The organism is Histidinibacterium lentulum (assembly GCF_003789055.1).
Lineage (GTDB): Bacteria > Pseudomonadota > Alphaproteobacteria > Rhodobacterales > Rhodobacteraceae > Oceanicola > Oceanicola lentulus.
Genome location: NZ_ML119091.1, coordinates 18,904 through 45,309, shown reverse-complemented (window position 1 = coordinate 45,309; position 26,406 = coordinate 18,904). Strand labels below are relative to the sequence as shown.

Below are 26,406 nucleotides of genomic sequence, written 5' to 3'. Positions count from 1 at the left end.
ATCCGGTGCGCCGCGGCTTGCGCGAACCTACGGTCGTGCTAGGCGGTGTCAACGGCGTCACCCCGCCGTCACACATCTCCGCTGCCGCCCCGGGAGACGCCCATGCCCAGCATCATCGAACCGAAGCTCATCTCCGGCAATGCCAACCTGCCGCTGGCACGCGCCGTCGCCCGGCGCATGTCGATGCACCGCGGCATGTCCGTGGGGCTGGTGGACGCCCGCGTCGAACGCTTCAACGACGGCGAGATCTTCGTCGAGGTCTTCGAGAACGTGCGCGGCGAGGACATGTTCATCGTCCAGCCCACGTCCCGGCCCGCCAACGACAACCTGATGGAGCTCCTGATCATCGCCGACGCGCTGCGCCGCTCCTCGGCGGCGCGCATCACTGCGGTGATTCCCTATTTCGGCTATGCCCGCCAGGACCGCCGCACCAAGGCCCGCACGCCGATCTCCGCGAAACTCGTGGCCAACCTGATCGCCGAGGCCGGGATCGAGCGGGTCCTGACCATGGATCTCCACGCCGCGCAGATCCAGGGCTTCTTCGACATCCCCGTGGACAACCTCTACGCCTCGCCGATCTTCGCCCTCGACATCCGCCACCACTTCGGGGACCTCTCCGACCTGATGATCGTCAGCCCCGACGTGGGCGGCGTCGCCCGCGCGCGGGAACTGGCCACCCGCATCCACGCCCCCCTCTCCATCGTCGACAAGCGCCGCGAGAAGCCGGGCGAGGTGGCCGAGATGACCGTGATCGGAGAGGTCGCCGGCAAGCGCTGCATCATCGTCGACGACATCTGCGACACCGCCGGAACGCTCTGCAAGGCCGCCGAGGTGCTCATGGCCGAGGGCGCGACCGAGGTGCATTCCTACATTTCCCACGGCGTGCTCTCCGGCCCCGCGGTGGACCGGATCTCGAAATCGGTCATGAAGAGCCTCGTCATCACCGATTCGATCGAACCCTCCGCGGCGGTCGTGGCCTGCCCGCAGATCCGCATCGTCCCCACCGCGCCGATGTTCGCCCAGGCGATCCTGAACATCTGGAACGGCACCTCCGTCTCGTCGCTGTTCGACCACGAGACGCTGGTGCCGATCTACGAGGGCATGTACCGGGCGGCCTGAGCACGACAGGCGCCGCCGCCCGGCGCACCGCTACATGTTTTCCGCGGCCCAGGCTTCCAGATCGGCCTCCACCTCGGCCGGGTCGAACCCGTTGGCCGCCTCGATGAACGCGTCGTTCAGGAACTCGGCGTTGTCGAACATCCGGTCGGTCTCCCCCGCGGCCATCAGGTCCTCCTGAAGGTTCGTCCAGATGTCCGAGCGCAGCTCGCCGTAGATGCCGTTGTCTGGCCGGTGCAGCGACAGGCCGAGGTCGAGCAGAAGCTGGCCCAGCTCCGGATTGACCCAGTCCTCCGGCACGGCCTGCGCCGCGATCGCCTGCACGATCTCCGGATCGGCCTCGCCCGCATAGACGCTCTTGGCCCAGGCCTCGAAGAACGCCTCCAGCAGCGGCCGCATCTCCTCGATCCGGTCCGTGCGCATGACGTAGGAGTTGGCCGGAAGATCGCCGATCTCCTCGGGCAGGATGTTGCGGATCGACAGCCCCTGCGACCTGAGCGACACGAGGTCCGACGGGCCCCCGACGATGGCGGAGACCTGCCCGCCGGCGAGCGAGTTCGACAGGAGTGGCGCGCTCTCGCCGAGCACCACGATCTGCACCTCGTCCGCCGCGACGCCGCCGATGTCGAGCGCGGTCAGCAGCAGCGCGCGGTCACTTTCGCCGACGATCCCGATGGAGGTCCCGGAAAGGTCCGCCACGCTCTGCGCCGCGCTGTCCTCGTTGACGAAGATGCCCTCGACGGCGCCGTGCATCACCTCGTAGACGACGTCTATGTCGAGCCCCCGCGCCTGCGCCTGGACCACCTGCGGCGCGTCGATGCTGGCGATGTCGACGGTGCCGTTCTCGATGAAGGAGGTCGCGGGCAGGTCGCCTCCGGGCACCAGCTCCAGGGTGATGCCCGCATCGGCGAAATAGCCCAGCGCCTCGCCGACGAGCACCGGATACCAGGACGCGGTGCGCGGCACCGGCGTCAGGACCCTGAGCGTCGTCATGTCCTGGGGCAGCGCGGGCCCCGCCACCGCGACCAGTGCCGCGGCCATCAGTCCGGTCTTCGTGATGGACATGAAATATCCTCCCTGTCCTGTTGCGCCCCCCGGTCCGGGCGGCGCCCGGCCTGCGGGAGCCTGTGCGGTCTAGTCCAGGACCGCCACGGCCTGGATCTCGATCAGCATCTCCGGCACCGCAAAGCCGGTCACGGTGATGGCCGCGCTCGCGGGAAAGTCGTCTCCGAAGATCTCGGTGCGGATCTCGGTCATCCGCGTGGTCTGGCGCACGTCGGTCAGAAAGACCGTCATCGTGACGATGTCCCGCAGCGTGCCTCCGGCCGGCGCGAGCGTCTTCTCGAGATTGCGGAAGCACTGCCGGCACTGGGCGTCGAAATCCCCCTTCAGCACCGTGCCGTCGTCGGACTTCAGGCCGCCATGCCCGGCCAGCCAGATCGTTTTCCGGGTATCGGTCGTCACCACCGCCGGCGAAAACGCCCGCCCCTGCTGCCAGTCGCCCTTTATGAAATCTCGCGCCACGTGAGTCTCCCCGCTAGGTATCCTGAAGCTAGCCGAGATTTCTCTCGACGCAAAGAAACTTTACATGGAGCGACACATGGATTCCGTGCCAGCCCGAGACTCGGTCAGCCACATCCTCGAGCAGTGGTCGGAGGTCCGCGACGACATCGACCTCCTGCCGATCGGCGTTCTGGCGCGGCTCCTGCGGCTGTCGGGCGGGCTGGTCCAGCAGGCCCGCGGCTGGCTCGACGCCGAGGGGCTGACCTGGGAATCCTTCAGCCTGATCGTGACCCTGCGCCGCCAGGGACCGCCCTTCGCCATGCGCCCGGCGGCGATCCTGGCCGAATCGCTCCTGACCTCGGGCGCCCTGACCGCCCGGATCGACCGGGTGGAGGGCCTCGGGCTCGTGCGGCGGCGCCCCGACCCGGGCGACCGACGCGGCGTCATCGTCGAGCTCACTCCCGAGGGGCTGGCCAGGGCCGATGCCGCGATCTCCCTGCACGCGGGCGAACTCCGGGCGCTCCTCGGCGGGATCGAGCCGGCCGAGCTCGAGCGGCTCGACGTCCTGCTCTCGCAGGCCCTCTCTGCGGTGGAGGCCGCGCGCGCGGCCGCGAACGGCGCCGCCACCTGACACGGCGCGGGGCGCGCGTCAGCCCGCCCCGTCCTCGCGCTCCGCTCCGGCCTGCTCCGCCGACCAGACGCCGGCCGCCTCCACCGCCACCGGCGAGGCGGTCGGCAGCACCCCGAGATAGCTCTCGGTCTCGGAGACCGGCACCGCGGCGCTCCGCGTCATGCGGTAGAGCGCATAGACCGCGATCGCCCCGAAGGTCCCGCCGAGCACCAGCCAGAAGGCGAAGGGGTCGAAGACCTGCATCCCCCAGCCCGCCATCAGCGGCCCGAGAATGGCCCCGAGCCCGAAGCAGAACACGAGCCCGCCCGAGGCCGCCGCCATGTCCTCCGCCGGCAGGTAGTCGTTCACATAGGCGAGAAAGAGCGCGTAGAGCGGCGTCGTCACCCCGCCCGCGAAGAAGGCCGCCGCCATCAGCGGCACCAGGCGGTCCCCCGCCATCCAGCCGCAAAGGCAGGAGCCCGCCCCCAGCGCCGCGGCGAGAAGGATCAGCCGCCGCCGGTCCATCTGGTCCGAGAGCCAGCCGACCGGATACTGCAGCACCAGCGCCCCCGCGAACAGCATTGCCACGAACAGCGCGATCTCCCCCGCGCTCATCCCGATCTGGCTGCCGAAGACCGCGCCCATCCCCGACTGCGTGGCGTAGACCCCGCCCAGAAGGAAGATCCCCGCCGTCCCCAGCGGCGAGGCGGCGAAAAGCGCGCCCAGCCCCATGGGCCGCGCCACCTCCACAGCGGGAACCGGCGTCACCGTCAGCAGGATGGGGGCGAAGGAGACCGAGACGAGGATCGACGCCGCGATGAACAGCACCGAGGTCCCCGCATCGCCCAGGGTCAGGAGCCCCTGCGCCCCGATGATGCCCAGCGTCTGCGCGATCATGTAGGCCGACAGCACCTTGCCCCGCGTCTCGTTGGTGGAGGCGTCGTTGAGCCAGCTCTCCGCGGTGACGTAGATCCCCGACATGCAGAATCCGACGAGGACGCGCAGCAGCGTCCAGGCCCAGGGCTCGGTCAGCAGCGGAAAGGCGATGAGCCCCGCCGACATGAAGCTGCCCAGCGCCGCGAAGACGCGCACATGCCCGACCCTGCGGATCAGCGCCGGCGAGTGGCGCGCGCCCGCGAGAAACCCCGCGAAATAGCCCGAGGTCACCACGGCAAGCTCCGCGGCCGAGAACCCCTCGATCCCCCCGCGCAGGCCGATCAGCGTGAAATGCAGGCCGTTGCCCAGCATGATCAGCACGATGCCGATGAGCAGGGCCCAGACCCCGGACAGAACCTTGACCATCCCGCACCACCCCCGCGCAGAGCCTCCCCCCGCCTCCCACGTCCGCCCCGTCGCCACCGTCGCCGCAGCGCCGCATCACCCGCCGTTTGCGACACGCGGCGCCCCGCCCCGGCCCGTCCGCCCCGGAGAGGCCGGACACTCCCTCCCCCCGCTTTTCTGGCCTGAAGTATCCTGGGGGGAGCGGCGAAAGCCCCGCTTTCGTCGCGGGGGGCAAAGCCCCCCGGATCGCCCCGGCGCAGCCGGGCGAAACCTAGGGTCGCCGCCCCAGGGTGTCCGCCATATGCGCGCGCCGCTCGCCCATGGGCCTGACCTTGCCCCGCGTCGTGTCGCGGCGGGACTGGTGCTCCATCTCCGCGTTCACAAGCGCCCCCAGAAGCACCACGAAGGCCGTCAGCCAGATGTAGAGCAGCAGGATCACCACCCCGGCGATGGCGCCGTAGGTGGGCTGGTAGCTGCCGAAGTTGCGCACGAAGGCCGAGAACAGCACCGATCCGCCCAGCCACAGCAGCGTCGCCAGCACGGCCCCCGGCGTGACCCAGCTCCAGCGCGGCGGGCGCCGGGCGGGAGCATAGCGGTAGAGCAGCCCCAGCGCGCCCACCGACAGGAGCGCCAGCACCGGCCACCGGCCCCAGGTGACGATGGTGTCGGTCCATCCCGAGAGCCCGAAGGCCCCCGCCGTCGCCGGCACCGCGACGGCAAGCGCCAGCGAGGCCAGCGCCATGGCCGTCAGCACCGCCGTGAGCCAGAGCGACACGAGGTTGCGCAGAAGGATGTTCCGCGTCTCCACCTCGGCATGGGCCATGTTGATCCCGCTCACCAGGTTGTCGATCCCCCGCGAGGCCCAGAAGAGCGACAGCGCAAGGCTGACGAGCACCGTCGCCGTGGCCTGGGCCGGCGCCTGCCCGGCGAGCGCCACCGCCTGCTCGCGCACCACCGAGAGCGGCTCCGCGGGCGCCAGCCCCTCCAGCGCGTCGAGCTGATCGACCACGAGCTCCGGCTCGAAGAACAGCCCGGCCAGCGCCGCCAGCGTCGCGATGGCCGGAAACAGCGCCAGCATCCCGAAAAAGGCCACGCCCGCCGCCACCAGCGGCACGAGATCCCGGTTCACCCGCGCCCCGGCGCGCAGCGAGATGTCCCGCCATCCGGCAAGGTCGATCCGGTGCGGCCGCCACGCCTCGCGGCCCCGACCCTCCGTCTCCAGCGTCTCCGGATCCGCAGGCGCGGCCGGATGCGCTCCCTCGGGATGGGGCGTGGCCCCCTCGCCGGGGCCGGGTCCTTCGCCGGGTCGGTCCTGCATCTCGCTCCCGCCTTGCTCGCCGTCAACGCACAGCCTCCGCTCCCGGTTCGACCGGCAGCACCCCCTGCGCCGAAACGGCCGGTTGAGCCGCACCCCCCGCCCCTGTAAGCCCGCCGCAACAACGGGGGCGCCATGTCGGCCGCACTGAAACTCGCCATCGGCAGCCTCGCCGTGGGGCTCGTCGTGCTGGGCCTGAAGACGCTGGCCTGGTGGCTGACGGGCTCCGTGGCGCTGCTGTCCGACGCCCTCGAAAGCACGGTCAACCTCGCCACCGCCTTCGCCGCCCTCGTGGCGATCCGCGTGGCGGCGCGTCCCGCCGACAGCAATCACCCCTTCGGCCACCACAAGGCGGAATTCTTCAGCGCCGCGCTCGAGGGCGCGATGATCATCGTCGCCGCCGTCTTCATCCTGCGCGAGGCCTGGGCCGGCCTCCTCGGCCCCCGCGCCCTCGAGGCGCCGCTCGAGGGCCTCCTGATCAACGGCGTGGCCACCGCGCTCAACGCCGCCTGGGCCACCGTCCTCCTGCGCCGCGGCCGCAGCCTCCGGTCCCCCGCGCTGGTGGCCGACGGCCGCCACCTCTGGACCGACGTGCTGACCTCCGTGGGCGTCGTGGCGGGCGTGCTGCTGGCCTGGGGCACCGGCTTGTGGATCCTCGATCCCCTGCTGGCCGCACTGGTGGCGCTGAACATCCTGTGGTCCGGCTGGCGCGTGATGACCTCCTCGCTCAGCGGGCTGATGGACGAGGCCGTCCCCGAGGAGACCCTCGCCCGCCTCCGCGAGATCATCGCCACCGAGGGCTCCGGCGCCGTCGAGGCCCACGACTTGCGCACCCGCCACGCGGGCTCCGCCACCTTCGTCGAATTCCACCTGGTCGTCCCCTCCGACATGACCGTCTTTCAGGCCCACGAGATCTGCGACCGCCTCGAGGCCGCCATCGCCCGCGCCATCCCCGGCGTCCGCGCGACGATCCATGTGGAGCCCGAGCACAAGTCCAAGCCCAAGGCCATCGTGGTGCTGGACTAGGATCTCGGCCGGCGCGCACCCCGCCCGACCAAAGTCACAGAGGCGCCCGGTTCCCGCCGACGCGCATCGACGGGCCGCGGACCGGCGATCCGACATCCGAGCGGCAGCGCTTTATTCCCAAAACCCGGCTCTGATGGCGCGTCGCCTCAGATAACCGAACCGGTCTTGCGGTCTCTGACGCCCTGGAGCCAAGGCTCAGATCTGACCCTCCCAGTACGTTTCCCCGCTCACCGGGTCGGTATAGGTGACGATCACGGTCCCCTTCGGATATTTCTCAAGCTCGTCCTCCCGCAGCGATCCGCCCATGCCGAACGTATCCCTCGCATCGTCCCATCTCAGCATGTATCTCCGCTCTTTCTTCTTGCGAGTGTCTTTCACACCGGGAGTGGCATCGCTGACATGCCCGGTGACGCGTGCTTCTCGCACTTCACCAAGATTTACAGCGCGGAAGGTCTTGGCGCTCTCGCGCCAGTAGTGCCAGATCATTCCGAGGAACCATACCAGCATGAGCAGACCAAGCTGGCCAAGCCAGAAGGCCGAGGTACTGCGCTTTGAGGGGTCAATTTCAACAAGGGTCGGATCATGGGCAAAATATCGGATATCAATTTCGTCACCTTCTTCCAGCCTAGAGTAAAAGGATGACCCGACTTCGGAAGTTTCCGAGATGGTTTGATCGGGAGGTGCCGAAAACTCCACTTCGACATAATAGTACCGGCTTGCATTGCCATTGGTGCCGGACCGGATGCTCCAATCCTTGGATATGACAGTGGCTGTTGTATCTACCCCGTCATTTTCCAGCAACCGGACCTCTTCGCTGGTTATCCACCAGCCGACTCCCAGTGCGATTGCAAGAATGAGAGGAAACAGCGCATGACCACCTCCACGGCGGACAAATGCACCGAGGCGGGACAGTTTCATGCGCTCTATAGCCATATCGTATCTTTCTACTGCGAAGTTCCGAGCCTGCATACAAATTGCGATAGTTGCCGGTTTAGTGTCGCCGACACCGATCCTTCTGTAAATGATTTTCAACAGACGGTCCTTCGCGAGGTCCACACGCCGCCCTCCGCGGGCTCCGAGCCGTGGCGCGCTCCGCAATAGTTCACGTGCGCTCCTGCCCCAGCCCGACGGCCGGCAAATCATGCCGCAGATACAGCACCCCCCCTCGACTCCCCGCCCTTCCTCCCTCACCTTCCCCCATGGACATCTTCCGCCTCGCAGAGCGCCTCATGGCCATGGACGACGCCACCTGGGCGCGCCATGCCAGTCCGTGGTCCGTCTGGACCCGCGCCGCGACGCCGCTGCCGCTTCTCGCCCTCGCCATCTGGTCGCGGGTCTGGATCGGCCCCTGGGCGTGGCTCGCCGTGGCCTTGGTGCTCCTCTGGATCTGGCTCAACCCGCGGCTCTTCGCGGCACCCGCCACCCTCGACGGCTGGGCCGCCCGGGGCGTGCTGGGCGAGCGGGTCTTCCTGCGCCACCCGGGCCGCATCGCCCCCCATCACCAACGCGCCTCGCGCACCCTCACGGCGCTCTCCGCCCTTGGCGTGCTGCCCTATGCCTGGGGCCTCTGGCGCCTCGACCTTTGGGCGGTGGTGGCGGGCATCCTCCTGATCTCGGGCGCCAAGCTCTGGTTCGTCGACCGGATGGCCTGGATCTGGGCCGATTTCACAGCCCGGGGCGGCAGCCTGGCCGAACTCGACACGGAGCCCCCGAAGCCCGAAACTCGAAATAGTTCTTAAATATCTTATACATAAATCCCCGTTACATCGTGTAACGCCCCCTCACCCCCGGGGCTTCGCGCGCAGCGTCGGCTGCGCCTCCCGGGGATCCTCCGGCCAGGGATGCTTCGGATACCGCCCGCGCATCTCCTTTCTGACCTCGCTGTAGGCCCCGTCCCAGAACCCCGGCAGGTCCATCGTGACCGCCACCGGCTTGCCCCCCGGCGACAGCAGCGCGATCCGCAGCGGACGCCCCCCGACGACCGGATGCCGCGCCAGCCCGAACATCTCCTGCAGCCGCAGCTCGATCGACGGATGCTCGCCCGAATAGTCGATCGCCACCTCCCGCCCCAGCGGCGTGACGAACCGCGCGGGAACCTCCCGGTCCAGCGCCTGCATCTCCTCCCAGGACAGCATCGCCCGCAGCGCCGGCAGCGCGTCGAACCCGCGCCACTCCTCCGCCGTCCTCACAGCCCCCAGATGCGGCGCGAGCCACTCCTCCAGCCCCGCCAGCAGCGCCGCGTCGCTCATCTCCGGCAGGTCCATTCCGCCGCCCCGCGCCAGCTCCACCCGCGCCCGGAACCGCTCCGCCGCCGCCGAAAGCCCCAGCCCCAGCTCCCGCACGCCCGCGCACATCGCCGCGGCCACCGCCTCCGGATCGGCCTCCCTGTCCGCCAGATCGGTCAGCACCAGCGCCCCCAGCCGCTCCCGCCGCCGCGCCAGAACCCGCCTCTCCCGCCGCGACCAGAGGCAGACCCTCTCCCAGGCGATCCGCTCGGCAAAGGTCTCCCTCAACTCCCCCTCCTCGATCCGCGCCGCAAGCCGCACGGTGGCCTCCCGCGCCTCCCCGTCGAGATCGAGCGCCACGAGAAAGCGCGCCCCCGCCAGCCCGTCGGCCGCGGAGAGCCGCGCCCCCTTGCCGCCCGAAAGAACGTAGCGCGGCTCATCGCCGGGCCTGCGCATCCCGATCCGGTCCGGATAGGCCAACGCCGCCATCTGCCCGACCGTCAGCCCCGGCCCCTCCGGCAGGCCCTTTCCCAGCCGCTTCGCCTCGGCCCTCAGCCGCTCCAGCACGGCCCGCGGCACCGCGGGTCCCCGCCCCTGCAGCGCCGCCAGCCGCAGCCCCACATCCGCCTCCGCCCCGCGCAGGGGATCGCGCTCCGACAGCACCGCCGCCAGCGACGCCGCGCCCCGCCCACCCCGCTCAAGCATGTGCCCCAGCCGCGGATGCACCGGCCGCGCCGCGAGCCTGCGCCCGTGCTCCGTGATCCGACCCGCCGCATCCAGCGCGCCCAGATCCCCCAGCAACGCCCTCGCCGCCGTCATCGCCCCCTCGGGCGGCGGCGTCAGGAACGGCAGGTTCTCCGACCCCCAGACCGCCAGCTCCAGCGCCAGCGGCGCGAGGTCCGCCGCCTCGATCTCCGCCGGCGGATAGGCGGCGAGCGCGCCCTCCTCTCCCTTCGTCCAGAGCCGGTAGCAGACCCCGGGCGCGACCCGCCCCGCACGGCCCGCCCGCTGCGCGGCCTCCGCCCGCGTCACCCGCTCGGTGACCAGCCGCGCCATGCCGGAGCCGGGATCGAACCGCGCCCGCCGGGCGCGGCCCGCATCCACCACCACCCGCACGTCCTCGATGGTCAGCGAGGTCTCGGCGATCGAGGTCGCCAGCACCACCTTGCGCCCCCCCTCATCGGGCCGGATCGCCGCCCGCTGCTCGGCAAAGGGCAGCGCGCCGAAAAGCGGCCGCACCCGGCACTCCCCGGGCAGCCGCCCCTCGAGCTGCGCCGCCACCCTCCGGATCTCCCCCTCCCCCGGCAGGAACACCAGCACGCCGCCTTCCGTCTCCGCCACCGCCCGCGCCACCAGATCGGCCGCCGCGCCCTCGATCCGCGCGCCGGGCCCGAGCGGCCGGTCGAGATACCGCAGGTCCACCGGATGGCTGCGCCCCTCCGAGGTCACCACCGGCACATCCCCCATCAGCGCCGCCACCGGTCCCGCATCCAGTGTCGCCGACATGGCCAGCAGCCACAGGTCCTCGCGCAGCGCCCCCCGGACCTCCAGCGCCAGTGCGAGACCCAGATCCGCGTTCAGGGAGCGCTCGTGGAACTCGTCGAAGATCACGCAGTCCACGCCCGGCAGCTCCGGGTCGGTCTGCAGCATCCGCGTCAGCACGCCCTCGGTGACCACCTCGATCCGCCGCCCCGGCACGCTCTCGCCCCGCATCCGGTAGCCGACCGCGCCGCCCGGCGCCTCGCCCAGCTGCTCCGCCAGCCGCTCCGCCGCCGCCCGCGCGGCAAGGCGGCGCGGCTCCAGCATCACGATCCGCCCCCGCACGGCAGGCATCAGCGCCAGCGGCACCCGCGTCGTCTTCCCCGCCCCGGGCGGCGCCTGCAGCACCGCGGCGCCGCGCCCGGCCATGGCCGCCAGAAGCTCGGGCAGAACGGCGTCGATGGGCAGGGTGTCGGCCATGGCCCGACCTGCTCCCAGCAAGCCGGCGCGCCGTCAAGCGCCCGGTCCCGCCGGCGGCCGGGTTCCGGCAAGGGCCGAATCGGCGGAAGGGCCCTGCCGGGGCGGGCAAACTCCCTCCTGCGCCGGCGGCTCGAACGTCGTTCCGTGGCAAATGGCCGTCAGAGCGCTCAAATTTTCGGCGCCCCATGCGGTGTGATCGCCTGGTGGGCAGATCCGGCGGCCCGATCTGCCGGTTTCCTTTGGGCGCCGGGCCGAATCTGCGCAGACTGATCCTGCAGGGTGCCTAGGGATCCGCCGGCCGCGTGCCGGGGCCGGACCGAGAGGTGCCGCCGGGCCGGCAGATTCCGCCCCGGTACACGGCGGGACAAAAGCCCGGGAGAGTACTGCGTCTGGTCGGCCCGGGCCGTTCGCTGCTCTCGTTGTTTCCCCGGTCGTCGACACATCATGAGACAGACACGGAGATCAACAATGACCGCATTCACCATCCCTTTCGGCCGCATTGTTGCTGCCTCGCTGCTCGCCGTGCCGTTGCCCGCCGCCGCCCAGAACGTCCTGCGCGTGCCGTTCTCGATCGACATCGGCTCGTTCGATCCCGACAACGCCTTCGAGACGCAGGCGCTGTCGGCGATCAACAATGTCTACGAGGGGCTGGTGGAGTACATCCCGGGCTCCACCGACATCGGACCCGCGCTCGCCGAGAGCTGGACGATCAGCGACGACGGCCTGACCTACATCTTCGACCTCGTCGACGGCGCCACGTTCCACGACGGAACGCCCGTGGATTCCGCCGCTGTCCTCGCCTCGATGGAGCGGCGCGGCAGCGAGACGATGATGCTCAACTACTTCCTGTGGAACGTGACGGGCATCGAGGCCCCGGACGGCGACACCGTGGTCTTCACCCTCGGAATGCCGCAGCCCTCCTTCCTCGACTACCTGTCCAGCCCCTGGGGGCCAAAGGTGATCTCGCCCGCCGCGATCGAGGGCAACCCGCCGGAATGGTTCGCCGAGAACGCCGTCGGCTCCGGTCCCTTCCGGCTGACGGAGTTCAACCGGGGCCAACAATACGTACTGGAGAAGTTCGAGGACTATCACGGCGAGGAACCCTATTTCGACGTGGTCGAGATCCCCGTGATTCCCGATATCGGCCAGCAGATCCTCCAGCTTCGGGCCGGCGATATCGACGCGGTGCCCACCAACTATCCCTGGGCCCAGCTGGCCGCCCTGCCGCCGGGGCTCGAGCTCACCGCGGCGCCGTCGATGGCGCTGCTCTTCGGCTATGTGAAGCCCGGTTCGCCCCTGGCCGAGGACGCCGACCTGCGCGCCGCGGTTATGACGGCGCTGGACCCCGACATCTGGGTCGAAGACATCTACGGCCCCTACGCCACACCTGCCCTGTCGCTGTTTCCGGCAACCATGCTCACCCCGGAAACCCCGGTGGACTTCCCCTCCGACATGGCGTCGGCCGCCGCGGCGGTCACTGCCGCGGGCGGGCTGTCGCTGACCATCGGCTATGGCTCCGAAGGCGCCGACGACGTCGACCAGGCGGCGGACATCATGGCCGCGCAACTGGCCGCCATCGGGGTCGATGCGGAGGTCGTCGTGCTGCCCGCCGGGGCCGTCTACGGCTTGCAGGAGGCGATGGATACCGCGCCCGACATCGTGCTGACCCGCAGCGTGCCCGACGCCGCCCATCCAGAGACTCAGGCCGGCGTGTTCTACACCACGGGAGCGATCCTGAACCTGATGGGGGCGTCCCTGCCCGAAGCCGACGAGATCGCGAACGGAGCGTTCGGGATCACCGATATCGCCGCGCGCGACGCCGCCTATGCCGAGGCCTCCGACCTCTGGATCGAGGCCGGCCTCTTCCTGCCCTTCGCGGACGTGCAGGATGTCGTCGTCCATGCCGAGGGGCTGACCGATCTCGGTCTGCGGCCGGTGTTCCTGCCCGGTAACATCGACTTCGGCACTGTCCGCTTCGAGGAGTGATCCGGTGACGGCCGTCCGCCGGCTCTATGTCCTGCTGTGCGGGTTCGAGATCATCCCCCGGACCGTCTCCGTCCGGGGGAGCGATCCGCGCATCATCCACGCGGTGCCCATAACCGCCTACCTGATGGACACGGATCACGGCTGGGTCCTGTTCGATGCCGGGCTCGACGAGGCCAACCTGAGGGACCCCGCCCGCCTGAAATCCCACTTCCTCGATCCCGGCTGGGACCCCCCTCCGGTCGTCCTCCCCGACCACGAACTCGGGGCGCAGCTGGCGCGGATCGGCCTCGGCTGGTCCGACATCGGCACCGTCGTCGTCAGCCACCTGCACGCGGACCATTCCGGCCACCTCAAGCGCCTGGCCCATGCGCGCAAGGTCCTGCACCGCCGCGAGCACGCCCACGCCCACGGCTCGACGGCCAGCGCGGCATGGTTCCGCGACGACTACGACATGATCGACGACTGGGAGCTGATCGACGGCGACACCCCCCTGATGCCCGGCATCGAGATCCTCGACACCGAAGGCCACAGCCCCGGCCACATCTCGCTGGCCATCGACCTGCCGAACACCGGCCCCGTCATCCTCGCCGCCGACGTCGGCGACCTGATGGAGAACTTCCGTGAGGAGAAACTGCCCGGCGAGGCCTCGAGCGACACCGCCGCCCTTGCCTCGATCCGCCGCATCAACGCCCTGGTCGCGGAGCGCGGCGCGCGGCTCATGCTCACCCATGACCCCGATCTTCTCCTGGGCCTGAAACTCGCACCGGATTTCTATGACTGAGCCGGTCGTCTCGGTCCGCGACCTTGTCGCCGATCTCGGGCGGGAGGCCGAGGCGACCCGCGTCCTCGGTGGCGTCTCCTTCGCAGTCGGTGCCGGCGAGATCGTGGCGCTGGTCGGCGAAAGCGGCTCGGGCAAGTCCACCATCGGCAAGGCGCTCCAGGGTCTCTTGCCACAGGATGCCGTCCGCCACCTTTCGGGCTCTGTCCGCATCGACGGCACCGAGGTCATCGGCGCCGACCCCCGCACTCTCCGCGACGTCCGCCGCCGTCTCGTCCGCGCGGTTCCGCAGAACCCGATGGGCGCCCTCAATCCGACCATGACCATCGGGCGGCAACTGGCCGAAAGCGGAGCGGCGCGCGACGATGCCGAAACCTGGCTCGCCCGCACCGGCCTGCCGGATCCGCGCCGCATCCTCGCCGCCTACCCGCACCGCCTCTCCGGCGGGCAGCGCCAGCGCGTGATGATCGCCATGGCGATGGTCGCCCGCCCGCGCCTGCTGATCGCCGACGAGCCCACGACCGCGCTCGATGTCACCGTCCAGGCCCAGATCCTCGACCTCGTGGCCTCGCTCCGCTCGGAGGGCACGGGCGTGCTCTTTGTCACCCACGACCTCGGGATCGCGGCCGGGCTGGCCAACCGGATTCTCGTCTGCCACCGCGGCCAGATCGTCGAGGACGGGCCGGCGGCCCAGGTGATCCGCGCGCCACGGGCGGCCTACAGCCGCGCGCTTCTGCGCGCCCGGTTCGACCTCTCGACCGACCGCTCCCGGCCGCTCCCGACCGCCGGAACCGCCGAGATCGCCCCCTGGCCGCCGGTGGCGAAAGGGAAATCCTGGGCGCTTGAGCTCTACCGGGTCGTCAAGCACTTTCCGGCCGGTCCGCGCGGCCGCTGGGGCCGACGCCAGCCGGTCCGCGTCCTCGACGGGATCGACCTGCGCATCGCCGCGGGCGAATGCGTCGCACTCGTGGGGGAAAGCGGGTCGGGCAAGTCCACCCTCCTGCGCATCGCCGCGGGCCTCGAGACCGCCGACGCGGGCGACGTTTCCCGGTCCGGTTCCGTCCCCCCGCAGGTCGTGTTCCAGGATGCCGTCGGCGCGCTCACCCCATGGCTCCCCATCGGAGCGCAGATCGGCGAAGGCCTTCCCCGCGACACCCGCGACACATGCATCGCGGAGGCGCTGCGCGAGGTCGGCCTCGATCCCGCGCTCGCCGCCGCGCTGCCGTCGGAGCTCTCCGGCGGCCAGTGCCAGCGCGCCTGCGTTGCCCGCGCCCTGATCCGAAAGCCGAGCGTGCTGCTCTGCGACGAGCCGATCAGCGCGATGGACGTCTCGCTTGCCGCGCAGGTGCTGAACCTGCTGAACGACATCCGCCGCCGCGCGGGCCTCGGCATGCTCTTCGTGACCCATGACCTCGCCGCGGCACGGCTCATCGCGGATCGGATCGCCGTTCTCGACAAGGGCCGCCTCGTCGAGGAAGGCCCCTCGGAGGAGGTCGTCACGTCGCCACGCGCCGCCTACACGGAGCAGCTTCTCGCCGCCGTTCCCCGCCTCAGCCGCGAGGGCCTCGCATGACTGTGGCGCGTCCCGACCCCGAGACGATCCCGGCCCGGACGCCGGGCCGGTTGCGCCGGCTCGCCGCGCGCATGGGCTGGCTCGAGACCGTGGCGCTGGTCTCGCTCGGCGTCATCACGCTGCTCGCGCTGATCGCGCCTTGGATCACGCCGTTCGACCCCTATCTGCGCGTCGCCCCTGCGCATCTGCCGCCCGGCTGGCCCCACCTCTTCGGGACCGACGACCTGGGCCGGGACCTGTTCAGCCGGGTCCTGCTCGGCGTCACCTACACCTGGCTGCCGGGCCTGTGCATCATCCTTGTCGCCCTTGTCGTCGGCACCGCCCTCGGTCTCGCCGCCGGCACCATGGGCGGAACGGCGGATCTCGTCATCATGCGGCTGGTGGAGCTCTTCCTCGTCCTGCCGTCGACCCTGATCGCGCTGGCCGTCGTCGCCGCCCTCGGCCCCGGACTGGTCAACACGATGATCGCGATCACGATCTTCTGGTGGCCCTGGTACACCCGCATCGTCCGCGACGAGGTCTGCCGCCTGCGCGTCCGGCCCCATGTGGAGGCGGCCCGCATCGGAGGCAGCCGCGGAACCGCTCTCGTGCTGCGCCACATCGCACCCGGCGTCGTGCCGGCGCTCCTCGTGACCGCGACGCTCGACGTGGCCAACGTGATCATGACCCTGTCGCTGATGTCCTTCCTCGGCCTCGGCCAGCCCGCGCCCGCGCCGGAACTCGGCGCGATGACGGCGCGCGGCATCGACAGCCTCACCGTCTTCTGGTGGCTGCCGATCCTGCCCGCCGTCGCCATCATGGTCATGTGCCTGATGGCGAACCTCGCGGGCGACGGGCTGCGCCGCGCGGTGCGGGGGGCCTGAGTCCGTGACCGGTTACCTCCTCCGCCGCGCACTGGGCTTCGTCCTCGTCCTCTGGATGGTGACCGTCATCGTCTTCGCCCTTCAGGCGATCATTCCCGCGGACCCGGCCCGCGCCATCACCGGACCCGCCGCGCCCGCCGAGACGGTCGAGCGCGTCCGCGGGCAGCTGGGCCTGAACGACCCGATCCCGCAGCAATACGTCCGCTTCCTCGGAAATCTCGCCCGGGGCGATCTCGGCACCTCCGTCCGCACCCGGCAGCCCGTGGCCGACGACCTCAGGCGATATCTGCCCGCCACGCTGGAACTGGTCGGCGCCGCGATGATCCTCGGCACCGCGCTCGCCCTCGTCCTCGCGCTGGCGCAGATGCTGCTCGCCCGCTCCGGCGCGGTCCGCATGACCATGCTCGCGGCGGGCTCCGTCCCGATCTTCCTGTCCGCCATGCTGCTCATCTACCTCTTCTGGTTCTCGCTCGACTGGCTGCCCGGTGCCGGCCGCATCGGGATCCGGCGGTTCGAGGGGCCGACCGGCTCCATGGTCATCGACGGCATCCTGCTGGGCCGCCCCGATGTCGTCGGCAGCGCGCTCGCTCATCTCGTTCTCCCGGCCCTCGCGCTTGCCCTGCCGCTCGCCGTCGCCGTGGGCCGCAGCCTCGCCTCCGCGCTCCACGACGTCCTGCGACAGCCCTATGCCGAGACGGCCCGCGGCAAGGGCCTGCCCGAATACCGCGTCGTTCTGAGGCACGGCCTGCGGAATGCCGCCTCGCCGCCCCTGTCGATGCTGGGCCTGCAACTGGGCCTGATGTTCGGAAATCTGCTGATCGTGGAGCGCACCTTCGCCTGGCCCGGACTCGGCCTCTACATGGTGCAGTCCCTCGCCTCCTCGGACCTCCCCGCCGTGCTCGGGGTCGCCCTCACCTTCGGCGCCGTCTACATCCTGTTCAACATGGCGGTGGAGATCGTCCAGACCCTCGCCGATCCTCGCATGAAGCTCTGACGCCGCAATTTCGCGAAGGGCCGCCGAAGAACGCGAGAAAATCCCGCAGGACCCGGCCCGAGTGCCGAAAAACCGCAGGGCCCTGCGGCCAGTGTCGGGCGACCGGTACGGAGGCAGAGATGACGCACGAGGTTTTCGCAAGGGAGGAGTCCGCGCTGGTCGCCCGTCTGGGCCGCGAGACATTGCGGATCGAGGCGCTGGGCGAGGCGATCCGCGTCCGCGCCACGCAGAATCGCGGCTTCGATCCCGGCGCGGTCTCGGGCCTCCTGCCCGACCTTCCGGAGGGTCGCCCCGACATCGTCACCGGCCCGGAGACCGCCTCCCTCTCGACCGACCGGCTGACGGTGGACCTCCGCTTCGCCGAGCGCGGCATCTTCCCCGGCCTGCTGCTGCGGTTCACCGACCGCCGCACCGGCGCCACCCTCCTCGAGGAGGAGGCGCCGCATTTCCTCTGGCCCGGCGCCCGCGCATGGACCGCGCGGGACGGCGACCTCTGGCATGTCGAGACCCGCTTCCGCGCCACGCCCGGAGAGCGCATCCACGGCCTCGGCCAGCACCAGCACGGCCGCTTCGACCAGAAGGGCTGCGTGATCGAACTCGTCCAGAAGAACACCCAGGTCGTCCTCCCCTGCCTCTGGTCCTCCGCGGGCTACGGCCTGATCTGGAACAGCCCCGGCGTCGGCCGGGTCGAACTGGCCGAGAACCACACGCGCTGGGTCATGGAGGCGGTGCCCCAGATCGACTACGTCGTCGTCCCCGGCGCCACGCCGGCCGAGGCGATCGGCACGCAGACCGCCCTGACAGGGCGCCCTCCGATGATGCCCGAATGGGCCATGGGCTTCTGGCAGTGCAAGCTGCGCTACGAGACCCAGGACGAGGTCCTGGCCGTCGCCCGCGAGCACCGGCGCCGCGGCCTGCCGCTCGACTGCCTCGTCATCGACTTCTTCCACTGGACCAAGGCCGGCGAATGGAGGTTCCGGGAAGAGGAATTCCCCGATCCCTCCGCCATGGTCGCCGAGCTGCGCGAAATGGGGATCGAGCCCATGGTCTCGGTCTGGCCCAGCGTCAACGTCAACGCCGAGACCCATGCCGAGATGGCCCGCGCCGGCTGGCTGATCGAGGCCCGCCACGGCGCCCTCGAGGGAGCGATCTTCTACGATCGCGCCCCCGACGGCCTGAATGCGCTGAAATTCTACGATGCCACGAACCCGGACGCCCGCGCCTTCCACTGGTCCCGGGTGCGCGAGGGCTATGTGCGCCACGGCATCCGCTCGTTCTGGCTCGACGCCTGCGAGCCCGAGATCTACCCGCTCCACCCGTCGAACCTGCGCTATCACGCCGGCGACGGCCGGGCGGTATCCTCGGCCTATCCCGCGTTGCATCACCGGGGCTACGCGGAGCACGCGGCCGCCGACGGCCTCGAAGGGCAGGTGCTCCTGTCGCGCTCGGCCTGGCTCGGCTCGCAGAGGTATCCGGTGCTGGTCTGGTCCGGCGACGTCGGTTCCACCTTCGGGGAGTTCGCCGCGCAGATCCGCGCCGGCCTCAACATGGCGATGAGCGGCTGGTCCTGGTGGACCACCGACATCGGCGGCTTTCACGGCGGGGATGTCCGCGACCCGGCGTTCCACGAGCTCCTGATCCGCTGGTTCCAGTGGGGCTGCTTCTGCCCGGTCATGCGCCTGCACGGCTTCCGCGAGGATGCGGCCCGCGATCCCCGCTACGGCCATGATTTCAGCTTCGGCGGGGCGGAGAACGAGGTCTGGTCCTTCGGCGACGACGTCTATGGGATCCTCTCGTCCTACATGCATCTCCGCACGCGCCTGCGCCCCTATATCGCCGCGCAGATGCGCCATGCTGCCGAGACGGGCATCCCGCCGATGCGCCCGGCCTTCTTCGACTTCCCCGACGACCCGGCGCTCCACGACGTGTCCGACGCCTATCTCTTCGGGCCGGACCTGCTGGTCGCCCCGGTGATCGACGCCGGCGCGACCACGCGCCCGGTCCGCCTGCCCGCGGGCGTGGACTGGACCTGCGCCTGGACCGGCACCCGCCATCCGGGCGGCCGGTGGATTGAGGCCGACGCCCCCCTCGACCGCATCCCGCTCTTTCTGCGGGACGGCGCCGACCTCCCGATCCGCCCATGACGCGCCGCGCGACCCGTGGGGCGGACCCGCGATGCGCAGTCTACCGCAAGACAGGAAGGGAAAAAGCATGGCAACCGTTCTGATCGCCGGCGGCGCGACGGGCATCGGCCGCGCCGCGATGCGGGCGTTCCGCGCCCGGGGCGACGACGTGCTCCTCGCCGACATCAACGCCGAAGAGGGTGGGGCCGCGGCCCTCGAGGAGGGGACCGGGCGCGCCCGCTTCAGCCATGCCGACCTCGCTGATCCCGACACACCCGCCCGCCTCGTGGCCGAGACGCTCGAGGCCTTCGGCGGCCTCGACACCCTGTTCTGCAACGCCGCGGTGATGCACGCCGCACCGCTCGCGGACTGGACCGCCGCCGACTGGGCGCGATCCCTCGCGGTCAACCTGACCGCGCCCTTCCTGCTCACCCGGGCCGCCGCCCCGGCCCTGCGCCGCTCGGACAACGCCGCGGTGATCCTCACCGCCTCCACCGGCGCGCTCCGCGGCCACGCGCGGATGCACGCCTATCACGCGACGAAAGCGGGGCTTCTCGGCCTCGGCCGGTCGCTTGCCGACGAGCTCGGCCCCGACGGTATCCGCGTCAACACGCTGCTGCCCGGCTTCATCGACACGCCCTTCAACGCGCCGTTCTGGGCCGCGCAGGACGATCCCGAGGCCGCCGAACGGGCGCTCGCGGCCTCGATCCCGATGAAGCGGCAGGGCTGCCCCGAGGATGTCGCCGGCGTCGTCACCTTCCTCGCGTCACCGGCCGCGCGCTATGTGACCGGCACGCAGATGGTCGTCGACGGCGGCTATTCGGCGGTCTGAGGCGCGAGCAGACGGTGCGCGGCGCGTTCGTAGACCCTGATGCAGTCGAGGAAATCGGCCCGCACCACATGGTCGTCCACGCCCGACGCAAGGTCAGGCTGCGGCCCGTAGCACACGGCCGGCACGCCCCTTGCCCGCCAGCGGCTGGCATCCGAGGCGGGCAGGCGGGTCACGTCCCGCGGCGCGGCGCCGCGCACCTCCGTCGCCGCCGCGCGCACCGCCTCCGCAACGGCGCCCTCGGGATCGGAGCCGTTGGGGTCCCAGCCCTTGATGACCTCCCACGACAGTCCCGGCCGCGCGGCGCAGAGCGCATCGAGGCGCGCGCCCATCTCCGCCACGGTCAGCCCGACCGGCAGGCGAAAGTCGATCTCGGCCTCCGCCGCGCTCGCCGCCTGGCTCACGAAGGCGCCGCCCGCGATGCGCCCGATGTTGGCCGACAGCCGCATCCCCTCGCGGTTGGCGTCATGGTCGAGACCGGCCTGCGGCGGCACTGCCGTCATCTCGTTCCAGCCGTCGATCTCGGCCAGCGCCCCGGCGAGCCGCGCCGTCGCGGCACTGCCCCGCGTCGTCAGCATCCCCTGCCCGACGCGGCCCCGGGCCCGCAGCCGCACCCAGAGGAGACCCTTCTCCGCCACGGCGAGATGCATCCCGCCCGGTCCCTCGCCGCAGATCAGCCAGTCGCCCAGAAGGTCCGGGCGAACCTTGAGCAGATGCGCCGCCCCGTCCGGCCCGAAGGTGCATTCGTCGGCTACCAGGGTCAGCGTCAGCGTCCCCCGCCATGCTGCGCGGTCCCGCGCCAGCCGGTCGGTGGCCAGCATCATCGCCGCCGCCGCACCCTTCATGTTGCCGGTCCCGAGCCCGTAGAGGCGGCCGTCGCGCGGGGTCAGCGCCAGCGGCTCCACGCTCCAGGCCGCGCGGTCGCCCGGCGGCACGGTGTCGAGATGGGCGTTCAGCACGAGATGCGGCCCCGCCCCGTTCTCCACCCTCACCACGAGGTTCGGCTTCTCCGGCACGGCCGCCACCGTCTCGGCCCCGAGCCCGCGCGCGGCGAGCCAGTCTTCGGCCACCGCCGCGGCGGCCACCGTTCTGCCGGGCGGATTGACGCTCTCGGCCGTCACCAGCGCGGAGAGCAGCGCCTCGGCCTCTGTGGGGATATCGTCGCGCATGGGCGGCACACTGGCCCCGGCGGGGGTGGGACACAAGCGAAGAGGAGACAGGATCATGACTGACCTGCTGGAAGGGCGCACCGCGCTGGTGACGGGGGCCGCGCGCGGCATCGGCCACGCGATCGCGGCGGCCCTGGCGCGCCATGGCGCGCGCGTGGCGCTCGCCGATCTCGACGGGGACGCGACCGCGGCCGCGGCGGCGCGGATTCCCGGCGCGCGGGCCTGCGTGCTGGACGTCACGGACGCCGACGCGACCGAGCGGGTCCTCGACGCTCTCGCCGCCGACGGCTGGACGCCCGACATCGTGGTGCCGAACGCCGGCATCCTGCTCCTGGCCCCCGCCACCGACATCGCGCCCGACGAATTCCGCAAGGTGCTCGAGGTCAACCTGACGGGCGCCTTCGTCACCGCCCGCGCCGCCGCCCGCCGCATGGGCGAGGGCGGCCGCATCGTCTTCACCTCCTCGCTCTTCGGCATCCGCGGCGGGTCGGGCAACGCCGCCTATGCCGCCAGCAAGTTCGGCATGGTCGGCCTGATGGAGAGCATGGCCGCCGATCTTGCGCCCCGCGGCATCCGCGTGAACGCCGTGGCCCCGGGCCAGATCCAGACCGAGATGATCGAGAAACTGGTCGCCACCCGCCTCGAACAGGGCCTGCCCGACCCCCGCGAGCGGCTGATCGCCCGCATCCCCATGGGCCGGATGGGCACGCCCGAGGAGGTCGCGGGGGCCTATGTCTACCTCGCCTCGTCCCTGGCGAACTACGTCACCGGCCAGACGCTCGTCGTCGATGGCGGCTGGCAGGTGGGCTAGGGCTGCGTGTCGATGGGCAGGTCGAAACCCACCTTGACCCGGTCCATCACCACGTAGGTCTCGAACCGCCGCACGTTGCGGTTTGCGAACAGGAAGCGCTCCACGAAGGCGTCATAGGCCTCCATCGACTTCGCCGTCAGGATCATCACGAAATCCGACGGCCCCGTGACATAGTAGCACTGCATGATCTCGACGCTCTCGCGCGTCGCGCGCTTGAACTCGGCGATCACGTCGGACTGCTCGCGCTCCAGCGTCACCGTCACGATCATCGTCACCCGCCGCCCCACCGCGGCGGGATCGATCACCGCGATGTCCGCGGCGATCACCCGTCCCTCGCGCAGCCGTTGCAGCCGCCGGTGACAGGCCGAGGCGGACAGGCCCACCTTGTCGGCCAGTTCCGCCGCGGTCTGGCGGTTGTTGCGCTGGATCTGCGCGAGGATCTTGCGGTCGAAGACGTCCAGCTCCATCCGGGAGAATTCTCCGCGATCGCGGCCAAGTTCGGCAGGATTTCTCGGCAAAAGCGCATTTCCGGCAAAAAGGTTCCACGCCCCCGGCGATAGCGTCCCTTGACGATTGTGGAAAGCGAGATCCGGAGGAGACCGCCCGACATGCAGATGAGCCGCGAAGACCTTGCCCGCGCCTATCGCACGATGCGCACGATCCGGGCGTTCGAACTGGCCGTGAACGCCGAGGCGCAGGCCGGGCGCGTGCCGGGCTCGACGCATCTCTACGCCGGGCAGGAGGCGGTGGCCACCGGCGTCTGCATGGCCCTGAACCGCGAGGACCACATCGTCTCGACCCACCGGGGCCACGGCCATTCCATCGCCAAGGGCTGCGAGGTCGGACCGATGATGGCCGAGATCCTCGGCCGCGGCTCCGGGACCTGCAAGGGCAAGGGCGGCTCCATGCATATCGCCGATCTCGACGTCGGGATGCTGGGCGCGAACGGCATCGTGGGCGGCGGCCCGCCCATGGCCTGCGGCGCCGCGCTCACCGCGAAGACGAAGAAGACCGGCGCCGTGGCCGTCGCGTTCTCCGGCGACGGGGCCGCGAATCAGGGCACCACCGCCGAATCGATGAACCTCGCCATGGTCTGGAACCTGCCCGTGATCTTCGTGATCGAGGACAACGGCTGGGGCGAGGCGACCTCTGCCGAATGGGCCGTCGCCGGCGACATCGTCAAGCGCGCCGAGGGCTACGGCATGGCCGCGGAGCGCGTCGACGGCCTCTCCGTCGGCGATGTCCACGAGGCCGCCCGCCGCGCCGTGACCCGCGCCCGCGAGGGCGGCGGTCCCACGCTCCTGCACATCGAGACCGAGAGGTTCTTCGGCCATTTCAACGGCGACGTGGACACCTACCGGTCGGATGCCACCAAGGAGGCGCAGCGCCGGGACCGCGACTGCCTGAACCGGTTCCGCGCCCAGGTGACCGAGGCGGGGCTGATGGAGCCCGCCGCGCTCGACGCGATCGACGCCGAGGTCGAGGCCGAGATCGAGGCCGTGGTGCGCGCCGCCCGCGACGCGGCCCCGCCGGACCCCGCCACCCTGACGACCGATGTCTATGTCTCCTACGGCTACGAGGCCTGATCCATGTCCGAGAAGACCTTCCGCGCAGCCCTGAACGAGGCCCTGCACCAGGAAATGGCGGCGAATCCCGATGTGGTCGTCTTCGGCGAGGACGTCACCGGCGGACTCGGCGGCGACGGCGAAGAGGACGCCTGGGGCGGCGCCTTCGGCGTGACCAAGGGACTGCTCGCCGCCTATGGCCGCGACCGCGTCCTCGACACGCCGATCTCCGAAAGCGCCTTCGTCGGCGCTGCGGGGGGCGCCGCGCTCACCGGCCTGCGGCCCGTGGTCGAGATCATGTTCGTCGATTTCATCGGCGTCTGCCTCGACCAGGTGATGAACCAGGCCGCGAAGTTCCGCTACATGTTCGGCGGCAAGGCCCGCACGCCGATGGTCCTGCGCGCCACCTTCGGCGCCGGGGCCCGGTCGGCCAGCCAGCACAGCCAGGCGCTCTACCCAATCTTCACCCACATCCCCGGCCTCAAGGTGGTGATCCCCGCGACCCCGCATGACGCCAAGGGCCTCCTGATCGAGGCGATCCGCGACGACGACCCGGTGATCTTCCTCGAGAACAAGATGCTCTACGACGTCACCGGCGAGGTGCCGGACCAGTCCTACACCGTCCCCTTCGGCGAGGCCCGCGTGGTCCGCGAAGGCGGCGACGCCACGATCATCGCCTTCGGCCGCATGGTCGGACGCGCCGAGGACGCGGCGAAGACCCTCGCGAAGGAGGGAATCGACGTCACCATCGTCGACCCCCGCACGACCTCGCCGCTCGACACCGAGACGATCCTCGAATTCGCCGAGGAAACCGGGCGCGTGGTGGTGGTGGACGAGGCCAACCCCCGCTGCGGCATGGCCGCCGACATCGCCGCGCTGATCGCCGAGGAGGCCTTCGACGCGCTGAAGGCGCCCATCCTGAAGGTCACGCCGCCCCACACGCCCGTTCCCTATGCGCCCGAGCTCGAGGACGCCTACCTGCCCGACGCCGCGCGCATCGCCGACGCGGTGCGTCGGGTGACCCAGCACTGAAAGGCCCCAGATGACCGACCGGATCACTCCCGTGACCATGCCGAAATGGGGCATGACGATGACCGAGGGCAAGGTCTCGGGCTGGCTCAAGTCGCCCGGCGACGCGATCGAGAAGGGCGAGGATTTCGTCGAGATCGAGACCGAGAAGATCACCAACGTGGTGGAGGCCGACACCTCCGGCACCCTGCGGCGGATCGTGGTGCCCGAAGGCCGCAGCGCGCCCTGCGGCGCCCTCATCGCGGTCATGGCCCCCGCCGCGGTCGGCGACGACGAGATCGACGCCTATCTCGGCGACTTCGCGGCCCCCGAATCCGAGGAGGCGGCCGCCTCCGCCCTGACCGGGCGGACCGTGGAGGCCGCGGGCCTGCGCCTCCGGGTCGTGACCGCCGAGGGTCCGCCCGAGGCCGTCCCCGCGGTGCTGCTGCACGGCTTCGGCTCCGACGCGGCCTCCTGGATGTTCAACCACGAGGAACTCGGCCGCGCCCGCACGGTCCATGCCGTGGAGCTGCCCTCCCACGGCGGCTCGGACGTGGACGCGGACTGCACCACGCTCGACGCTCTGGCGACGGTGCTGGGCGCCGCTCTCGGGCAGCTCGCGCCCGAGCGCGTGCATCTCGCGGGCCACTCGCTCGGCGGACGTCTCGCCCTGCGCCTTGCCGCCGAGCTGGGCGAACGCGCGGCCTCCCTCGCGCTGATCGCGCCGGCCGGGCTGGGACCGGAGGTGAACGCCGACTTCGTGGAGCAGTTCGTCGCCGCGGGCCGCAGGCGGCCGATGAAGGCGGCGCTGCAGATGCTTGTGGCCGACAAGGACGCCATCGGCTCGGACATGATCGAGCGCACGCTCTCCTACAAGCGCATCGACGGCGTGCCGGAGGCGCTGCGCGCCATCGCCGACGGCGCGCTCCTGAACGGCGCCGCCGCCGAGGGGGCGTTCGAGGACCTCGCGGCCGTGACCGCGCCCGTGCTCGTTCTCTGGGGCGAGGCCGACGAGGTGCTGCCGCCCGCCGAGCCCGAGGGCGCCGAGACGCGTATCCTCCCCGGCGTCGGCCACATGCCGCAGATGGAGGCCGCGGGAGAGGTGACATCCGCCCTCGCCCGTCACATGGAGGCCGCGGAATGACCGGCCTTCCCGGTCTGCGCGGGGCCGAGCACCTCGGCCTGACGGTCCCCGACCTCGACGCGGCGGAGCGGTTCCTCGTGGACGTGCTCGGCGCGGTCATGGTCTTCGACGGCGGCACCATCGACGACGCGGACACGATGACCCGCGTGCTCGGCGCGCCGGAGGGGACGACCTGCCGCTACCGGTTCTACAGGCTCGGCACCGGGCTCAATCTCGAGGTCTTCGAATACGCTCCTGCGGACAGGGGCGCGCCCCCCGGGAACCCCTCCGCCGGCGGACACCACATCGCTCTCTACGTCGACGACATCCACACGGCGGCGGCCCACCTCGCAGCCCACGGGGTCGAGATGTCCGGCCCGCCCGAACACATCACCGAGGGGCCCGCGGCGGGCTCCGACTGGCTCTACTTCCGCGCGCCCTGGGGGCTGCAGATGGAACTCGTGAGCTACCCGAACGGCAAGGCCTACGAGGCCGGGGCGACGACGCGGCTCTGGTCGCCCGTGAGGCCCGAGGAATGAGGAGGGACCC

General features: G+C 71.0%; 24 protein-coding genes and 1 riboswitch. Of the genes, 16 read left to right on the top strand and 8 right to left on the bottom strand.

What is annotated here, in order from left to right; all coding sequences use genetic code 11:
• Positions 1-102 precede the first annotated feature (102 nt).
• A complete protein-coding gene (locus tag EAT49_RS18095; protein ID WP_123643716.1) occupies positions 103-1,119 on the top strand; it encodes a ribose-phosphate pyrophosphokinase in 1,017 nt (338 codons plus the stop codon).
• A 30-nt stretch (positions 1,120-1,149) separates the two neighbouring features.
• Here the strand turns inward: EAT49_RS18095 and EAT49_RS18090 are convergent, their stop codons facing one another.
• Positions 1,150-2,181, bottom strand: a complete 1,032-nt coding sequence (locus EAT49_RS18090) for an ABC transporter substrate-binding protein (RefSeq protein ID WP_123643715.1) — start codon at positions 2,179-2,181, stop codon at positions 1,150-1,152.
• 69 nt (positions 2,182-2,250) lie between these two features.
• The gene (locus tag EAT49_RS18085; protein WP_123643714.1) at positions 2,251-2,640 is read right to left on the bottom strand and encodes a RidA family protein; all 390 of its coding nucleotides are present in this window, start codon (positions 2,638-2,640) and stop codon (positions 2,251-2,253) included.
• A gap of 76 nt (positions 2,641-2,716) precedes the next feature.
• Between EAT49_RS18085 and EAT49_RS18080 the strand changes: the two genes are divergently transcribed.
• Positions 2,717-3,250: a MarR family winged helix-turn-helix transcriptional regulator gene (locus EAT49_RS18080; protein WP_185020826.1), complete on the top strand. Its 534-nt coding sequence runs from the start codon at positions 2,717-2,719 to the stop codon at positions 3,248-3,250.
• Between the two features lie 18 nt (positions 3,251-3,268).
• Here the strand turns inward: EAT49_RS18080 and EAT49_RS18075 are convergent, their stop codons facing one another.
• The gene (locus EAT49_RS18075; protein WP_123643712.1) at positions 3,269-4,531 is read right to left on the bottom strand and encodes an MFS transporter; all 1,263 of its coding nucleotides are present in this window, start codon (positions 4,529-4,531) and stop codon (positions 3,269-3,271) included.
• A 250-nt stretch (positions 4,532-4,781) separates the two neighbouring features.
• The gene (locus tag EAT49_RS18070; RefSeq protein WP_123643711.1) at positions 4,782-5,828 is read right to left on the bottom strand and encodes a YihY/virulence factor BrkB family protein; all 1,047 of its coding nucleotides are present in this window, start codon (positions 5,826-5,828) and stop codon (positions 4,782-4,784) included.
• A 132-nt stretch (positions 5,829-5,960) separates the two neighbouring features.
• Between EAT49_RS18070 and EAT49_RS18065 the strand changes: the two genes are divergently transcribed.
• Positions 5,961-6,851, top strand: a complete 891-nt coding sequence (locus EAT49_RS18065; RefSeq protein ID WP_123643710.1) for a cation diffusion facilitator family transporter — start codon at positions 5,961-5,963, stop codon at positions 6,849-6,851.
• A gap of 195 nt (positions 6,852-7,046) precedes the next feature.
• Here the strand turns inward: EAT49_RS18065 and EAT49_RS18060 are convergent, their stop codons facing one another.
• Entirely contained in the window at positions 7,047-7,907 is an 861-nt protein-coding gene (locus EAT49_RS18060; protein ID WP_185020825.1) for a DUF3592 domain-containing protein, read from the bottom strand.
• Positions 7,908-8,050: 143 nt separating this feature from the next.
• On the opposite strand from EAT49_RS18060, the gene EAT49_RS18055 reads away from it, so the two are divergent.
• Complete coding sequence (locus EAT49_RS18055; RefSeq protein WP_123643708.1) at positions 8,051-8,590, top strand: DUF6653 family protein; 540 nt, start codon at positions 8,051-8,053, stop codon at positions 8,588-8,590.
• 42 nt (positions 8,591-8,632) lie between these two features.
• Here EAT49_RS18055 and hrpB read toward each other — a convergent pair whose 3' ends face one another.
• Complete coding sequence (gene hrpB / locus EAT49_RS18050; protein WP_123643707.1) at positions 8,633-11,035, bottom strand: ATP-dependent helicase HrpB; 2,403 nt, start codon at positions 11,033-11,035, stop codon at positions 8,633-8,635.
• 272 nt (positions 11,036-11,307) lie between these two features.
• Positions 11,308-11,416: riboswitch (guanidine-I (ykkC/yxkD leader) on the top strand.
• A gap of 87 nt (positions 11,417-11,503) precedes the next feature.
• Between hrpB and EAT49_RS18045 the strand changes: the two genes are divergently transcribed.
• The 7 genes from EAT49_RS18045 (at position 11,504) to EAT49_RS18015 (ending at position 20,184) form a co-directional block, all read left to right on the top strand.
• Complete coding sequence (locus tag EAT49_RS18045) at positions 11,504-13,021, top strand: ABC transporter substrate-binding protein (RefSeq protein ID WP_185020824.1); 1,518 nt, start codon at positions 11,504-11,506, stop codon at positions 13,019-13,021.
• A 4-nt stretch (positions 13,022-13,025) separates the two neighbouring features.
• Positions 13,026-13,802: an N-acyl homoserine lactonase family protein gene (locus EAT49_RS18040; protein WP_123643705.1), complete on the top strand. Its 777-nt coding sequence runs from the start codon at positions 13,026-13,028 to the stop codon at positions 13,800-13,802.
• The gene (locus EAT49_RS18035; RefSeq protein ID WP_123643704.1) at positions 13,795-15,372 is read left to right on the top strand and encodes an ATP-binding cassette domain-containing protein; all 1,578 of its coding nucleotides are present in this window, start codon (positions 13,795-13,797) and stop codon (positions 15,370-15,372) included. Before EAT49_RS18040 ends, EAT49_RS18035 begins: the two co-directional genes overlap by 8 nt.
• Positions 15,369-16,235, top strand: coding sequence for an ABC transporter permease (locus tag EAT49_RS18030; RefSeq protein WP_123643703.1), 867 nt, complete (start codon positions 15,369-15,371; stop codon positions 16,233-16,235). The genes EAT49_RS18035 and EAT49_RS18030 overlap by 4 nt, the downstream gene beginning before the upstream one ends.
• 4 nt (positions 16,236-16,239) lie before the next feature.
• Positions 16,240-17,229 carry an ABC transporter permease gene (locus EAT49_RS18025; protein WP_123643702.1) on the top strand — a complete coding sequence of 330 codons (990 nt, stop codon included), beginning with the start codon at positions 16,240-16,242 and terminating at the stop codon, positions 17,227-17,229.
• A 119-nt stretch (positions 17,230-17,348) separates the two neighbouring features.
• Complete coding sequence (locus EAT49_RS18020; RefSeq protein ID WP_123643701.1) at positions 17,349-19,373, top strand: glycoside hydrolase family 31 protein; 2,025 nt, start codon at positions 17,349-17,351, stop codon at positions 19,371-19,373.
• A 67-nt stretch (positions 19,374-19,440) separates the two neighbouring features.
• The gene (locus tag EAT49_RS18015) at positions 19,441-20,184 is read left to right on the top strand and encodes an SDR family NAD(P)-dependent oxidoreductase (protein ID WP_123643700.1); all 744 of its coding nucleotides are present in this window, start codon (positions 19,441-19,443) and stop codon (positions 20,182-20,184) included.
• Here the strand turns inward: EAT49_RS18015 and EAT49_RS18010 are convergent.
• Entirely contained in the window at positions 20,169-21,350 is a 1,182-nt protein-coding gene (locus tag EAT49_RS18010) for a M20 family metallopeptidase (protein ID WP_185020823.1), read from the bottom strand. The two genes, EAT49_RS18015 and EAT49_RS18010, sit on opposite strands and share 16 nt — an antisense overlap.
• A gap of 55 nt (positions 21,351-21,405) precedes the next feature.
• Here EAT49_RS18010 and EAT49_RS18005 point away from each other — a divergent pair, with 55 nt between their 5' ends.
• Positions 21,406-22,161, top strand: coding sequence for an SDR family NAD(P)-dependent oxidoreductase (locus EAT49_RS18005; RefSeq protein WP_123643698.1), 756 nt, complete (start codon positions 21,406-21,408; stop codon positions 22,159-22,161).
• Here EAT49_RS18005 and EAT49_RS18000 read toward each other — a convergent pair.
• Positions 22,158-22,628 (bottom strand): Lrp/AsnC family transcriptional regulator, encoded by a 471-nt coding sequence (locus tag EAT49_RS18000; protein WP_123643697.1) that lies wholly within the window; start codon positions 22,626-22,628, stop codon positions 22,158-22,160. The two genes, EAT49_RS18005 and EAT49_RS18000, sit on opposite strands and share 4 nt — an antisense overlap.
• Before the next feature lie 141 nt (positions 22,629-22,769).
• Between EAT49_RS18000 and EAT49_RS17995 the strand changes: the two genes are divergently transcribed.
• The 4 genes from EAT49_RS17995 to EAT49_RS17980 are packed head-to-tail and all read left to right on the top strand — an operon-like array spanning position 22,770 to position 26,396.
• On the top strand, positions 22,770-23,747 hold the full coding sequence (locus tag EAT49_RS17995) for a thiamine pyrophosphate-dependent dehydrogenase E1 component subunit alpha (protein WP_123643696.1): 978 nt from the start codon (positions 22,770-22,772) through the stop codon (positions 23,745-23,747).
• A gap of 3 nt (positions 23,748-23,750) precedes the next feature.
• Complete coding sequence (locus EAT49_RS17990) at positions 23,751-24,758, top strand: alpha-ketoacid dehydrogenase subunit beta (RefSeq protein ID WP_123643695.1); 1,008 nt, start codon at positions 23,751-23,753, stop codon at positions 24,756-24,758.
• A gap of 10 nt (positions 24,759-24,768) precedes the next feature.
• The gene (locus tag EAT49_RS17985) at positions 24,769-25,878 is read left to right on the top strand and encodes an acetoin dehydrogenase dihydrolipoyllysine-residue acetyltransferase subunit (protein WP_123643694.1); all 1,110 of its coding nucleotides are present in this window, start codon (positions 24,769-24,771) and stop codon (positions 25,876-25,878) included.
• On the top strand, positions 25,875-26,396 hold the full coding sequence (locus tag EAT49_RS17980) for a VOC family protein (RefSeq protein WP_123643693.1): 522 nt from the start codon (positions 25,875-25,877) through the stop codon (positions 26,394-26,396). Before EAT49_RS17985 ends, EAT49_RS17980 begins: the two co-directional genes overlap by 4 nt.
• The last annotated feature ends 10 nt before the right edge of the window (positions 26,397-26,406 follow it).

What these genes read in the sequence shown, in the direction of transcription:
- EAT49_RS17980 (WP_123643693.1), top strand. Translation starts at nt 25,875, where the DNA reads ATGACCGGCCTTCCCGGTCTGCGCGGGGCCGAGCACCTCGGCCTGACG.
- EAT49_RS17995 (WP_123643696.1), top strand. Translation starts at nt 22,770, where the DNA reads ATGCAGATGAGCCGCGAAGACCTTGCCCGCGCCTATCGCACGATGCGC.
- EAT49_RS18035 (WP_123643704.1), top strand. Translation starts at nt 13,795, where the DNA reads ATGACTGAGCCGGTCGTCTCGGTCCGCGACCTTGTCGCCGATCTCGGG.
- EAT49_RS18065 (WP_123643710.1), top strand. Translation starts at nt 5,961, where the DNA reads ATGTCGGCCGCACTGAAACTCGCCATCGGCAGCCTCGCCGTGGGGCTC.
- EAT49_RS18075 (WP_123643712.1), bottom strand. Translation starts at nt 4,531, where the DNA reads ATGGTCAAGGTTCTGTCCGGGGTCTGGGCCCTGCTCATCGGCATCGTG.
- hrpB (WP_123643707.1), bottom strand. Translation starts at nt 11,035, where the DNA reads ATGGCCGACACCCTGCCCATCGACGCCGTTCTGCCCGAGCTTCTGGCG.
- EAT49_RS18090 (WP_123643715.1), bottom strand. Translation starts at nt 2,181, where the DNA reads ATGTCCATCACGAAGACCGGACTGATGGCCGCGGCACTGGTCGCGGTG.
- EAT49_RS17990 (WP_123643695.1), top strand. Translation starts at nt 23,751, where the DNA reads ATGTCCGAGAAGACCTTCCGCGCAGCCCTGAACGAGGCCCTGCACCAG.
- EAT49_RS18010 (WP_185020823.1), bottom strand. Translation starts at nt 21,350, where the DNA reads ATGCGCGACGATATCCCCACAGAGGCCGAGGCGCTGCTCTCCGCGCTG.
- EAT49_RS18015 (WP_123643700.1), top strand. Translation starts at nt 19,441, where the DNA reads ATGGCAACCGTTCTGATCGCCGGCGGCGCGACGGGCATCGGCCGCGCC.
- EAT49_RS18095 (WP_123643716.1), top strand. Translation starts at nt 103, where the DNA reads ATGCCCAGCATCATCGAACCGAAGCTCATCTCCGGCAATGCCAACCTG.
- EAT49_RS18005 (WP_123643698.1), top strand. Translation starts at nt 21,406, where the DNA reads ATGACTGACCTGCTGGAAGGGCGCACCGCGCTGGTGACGGGGGCCGCG.
- EAT49_RS18070 (WP_123643711.1), bottom strand. Translation starts at nt 5,828, where the DNA reads ATGCAGGACCGACCCGGCGAAGGACCCGGCCCCGGCGAGGGGGCCACG.
- EAT49_RS18080 (WP_185020826.1), top strand. Translation starts at nt 2,717, where the DNA reads ATGGATTCCGTGCCAGCCCGAGACTCGGTCAGCCACATCCTCGAGCAG.
- EAT49_RS18055 (WP_123643708.1), top strand. Translation starts at nt 8,051, where the DNA reads ATGGACATCTTCCGCCTCGCAGAGCGCCTCATGGCCATGGACGACGCC.
- EAT49_RS17985 (WP_123643694.1), top strand. Translation starts at nt 24,769, where the DNA reads ATGACCGACCGGATCACTCCCGTGACCATGCCGAAATGGGGCATGACG.
- EAT49_RS18020 (WP_123643701.1), top strand. Translation starts at nt 17,349, where the DNA reads ATGACGCACGAGGTTTTCGCAAGGGAGGAGTCCGCGCTGGTCGCCCGT.
- EAT49_RS18030 (WP_123643703.1), top strand. Translation starts at nt 15,369, where the DNA reads ATGACTGTGGCGCGTCCCGACCCCGAGACGATCCCGGCCCGGACGCCG.
- EAT49_RS18000 (WP_123643697.1), bottom strand. Translation starts at nt 22,628, where the DNA reads ATGGAGCTGGACGTCTTCGACCGCAAGATCCTCGCGCAGATCCAGCGC.
- EAT49_RS18045 (WP_185020824.1), top strand. Translation starts at nt 11,504, where the DNA reads ATGACCGCATTCACCATCCCTTTCGGCCGCATTGTTGCTGCCTCGCTG.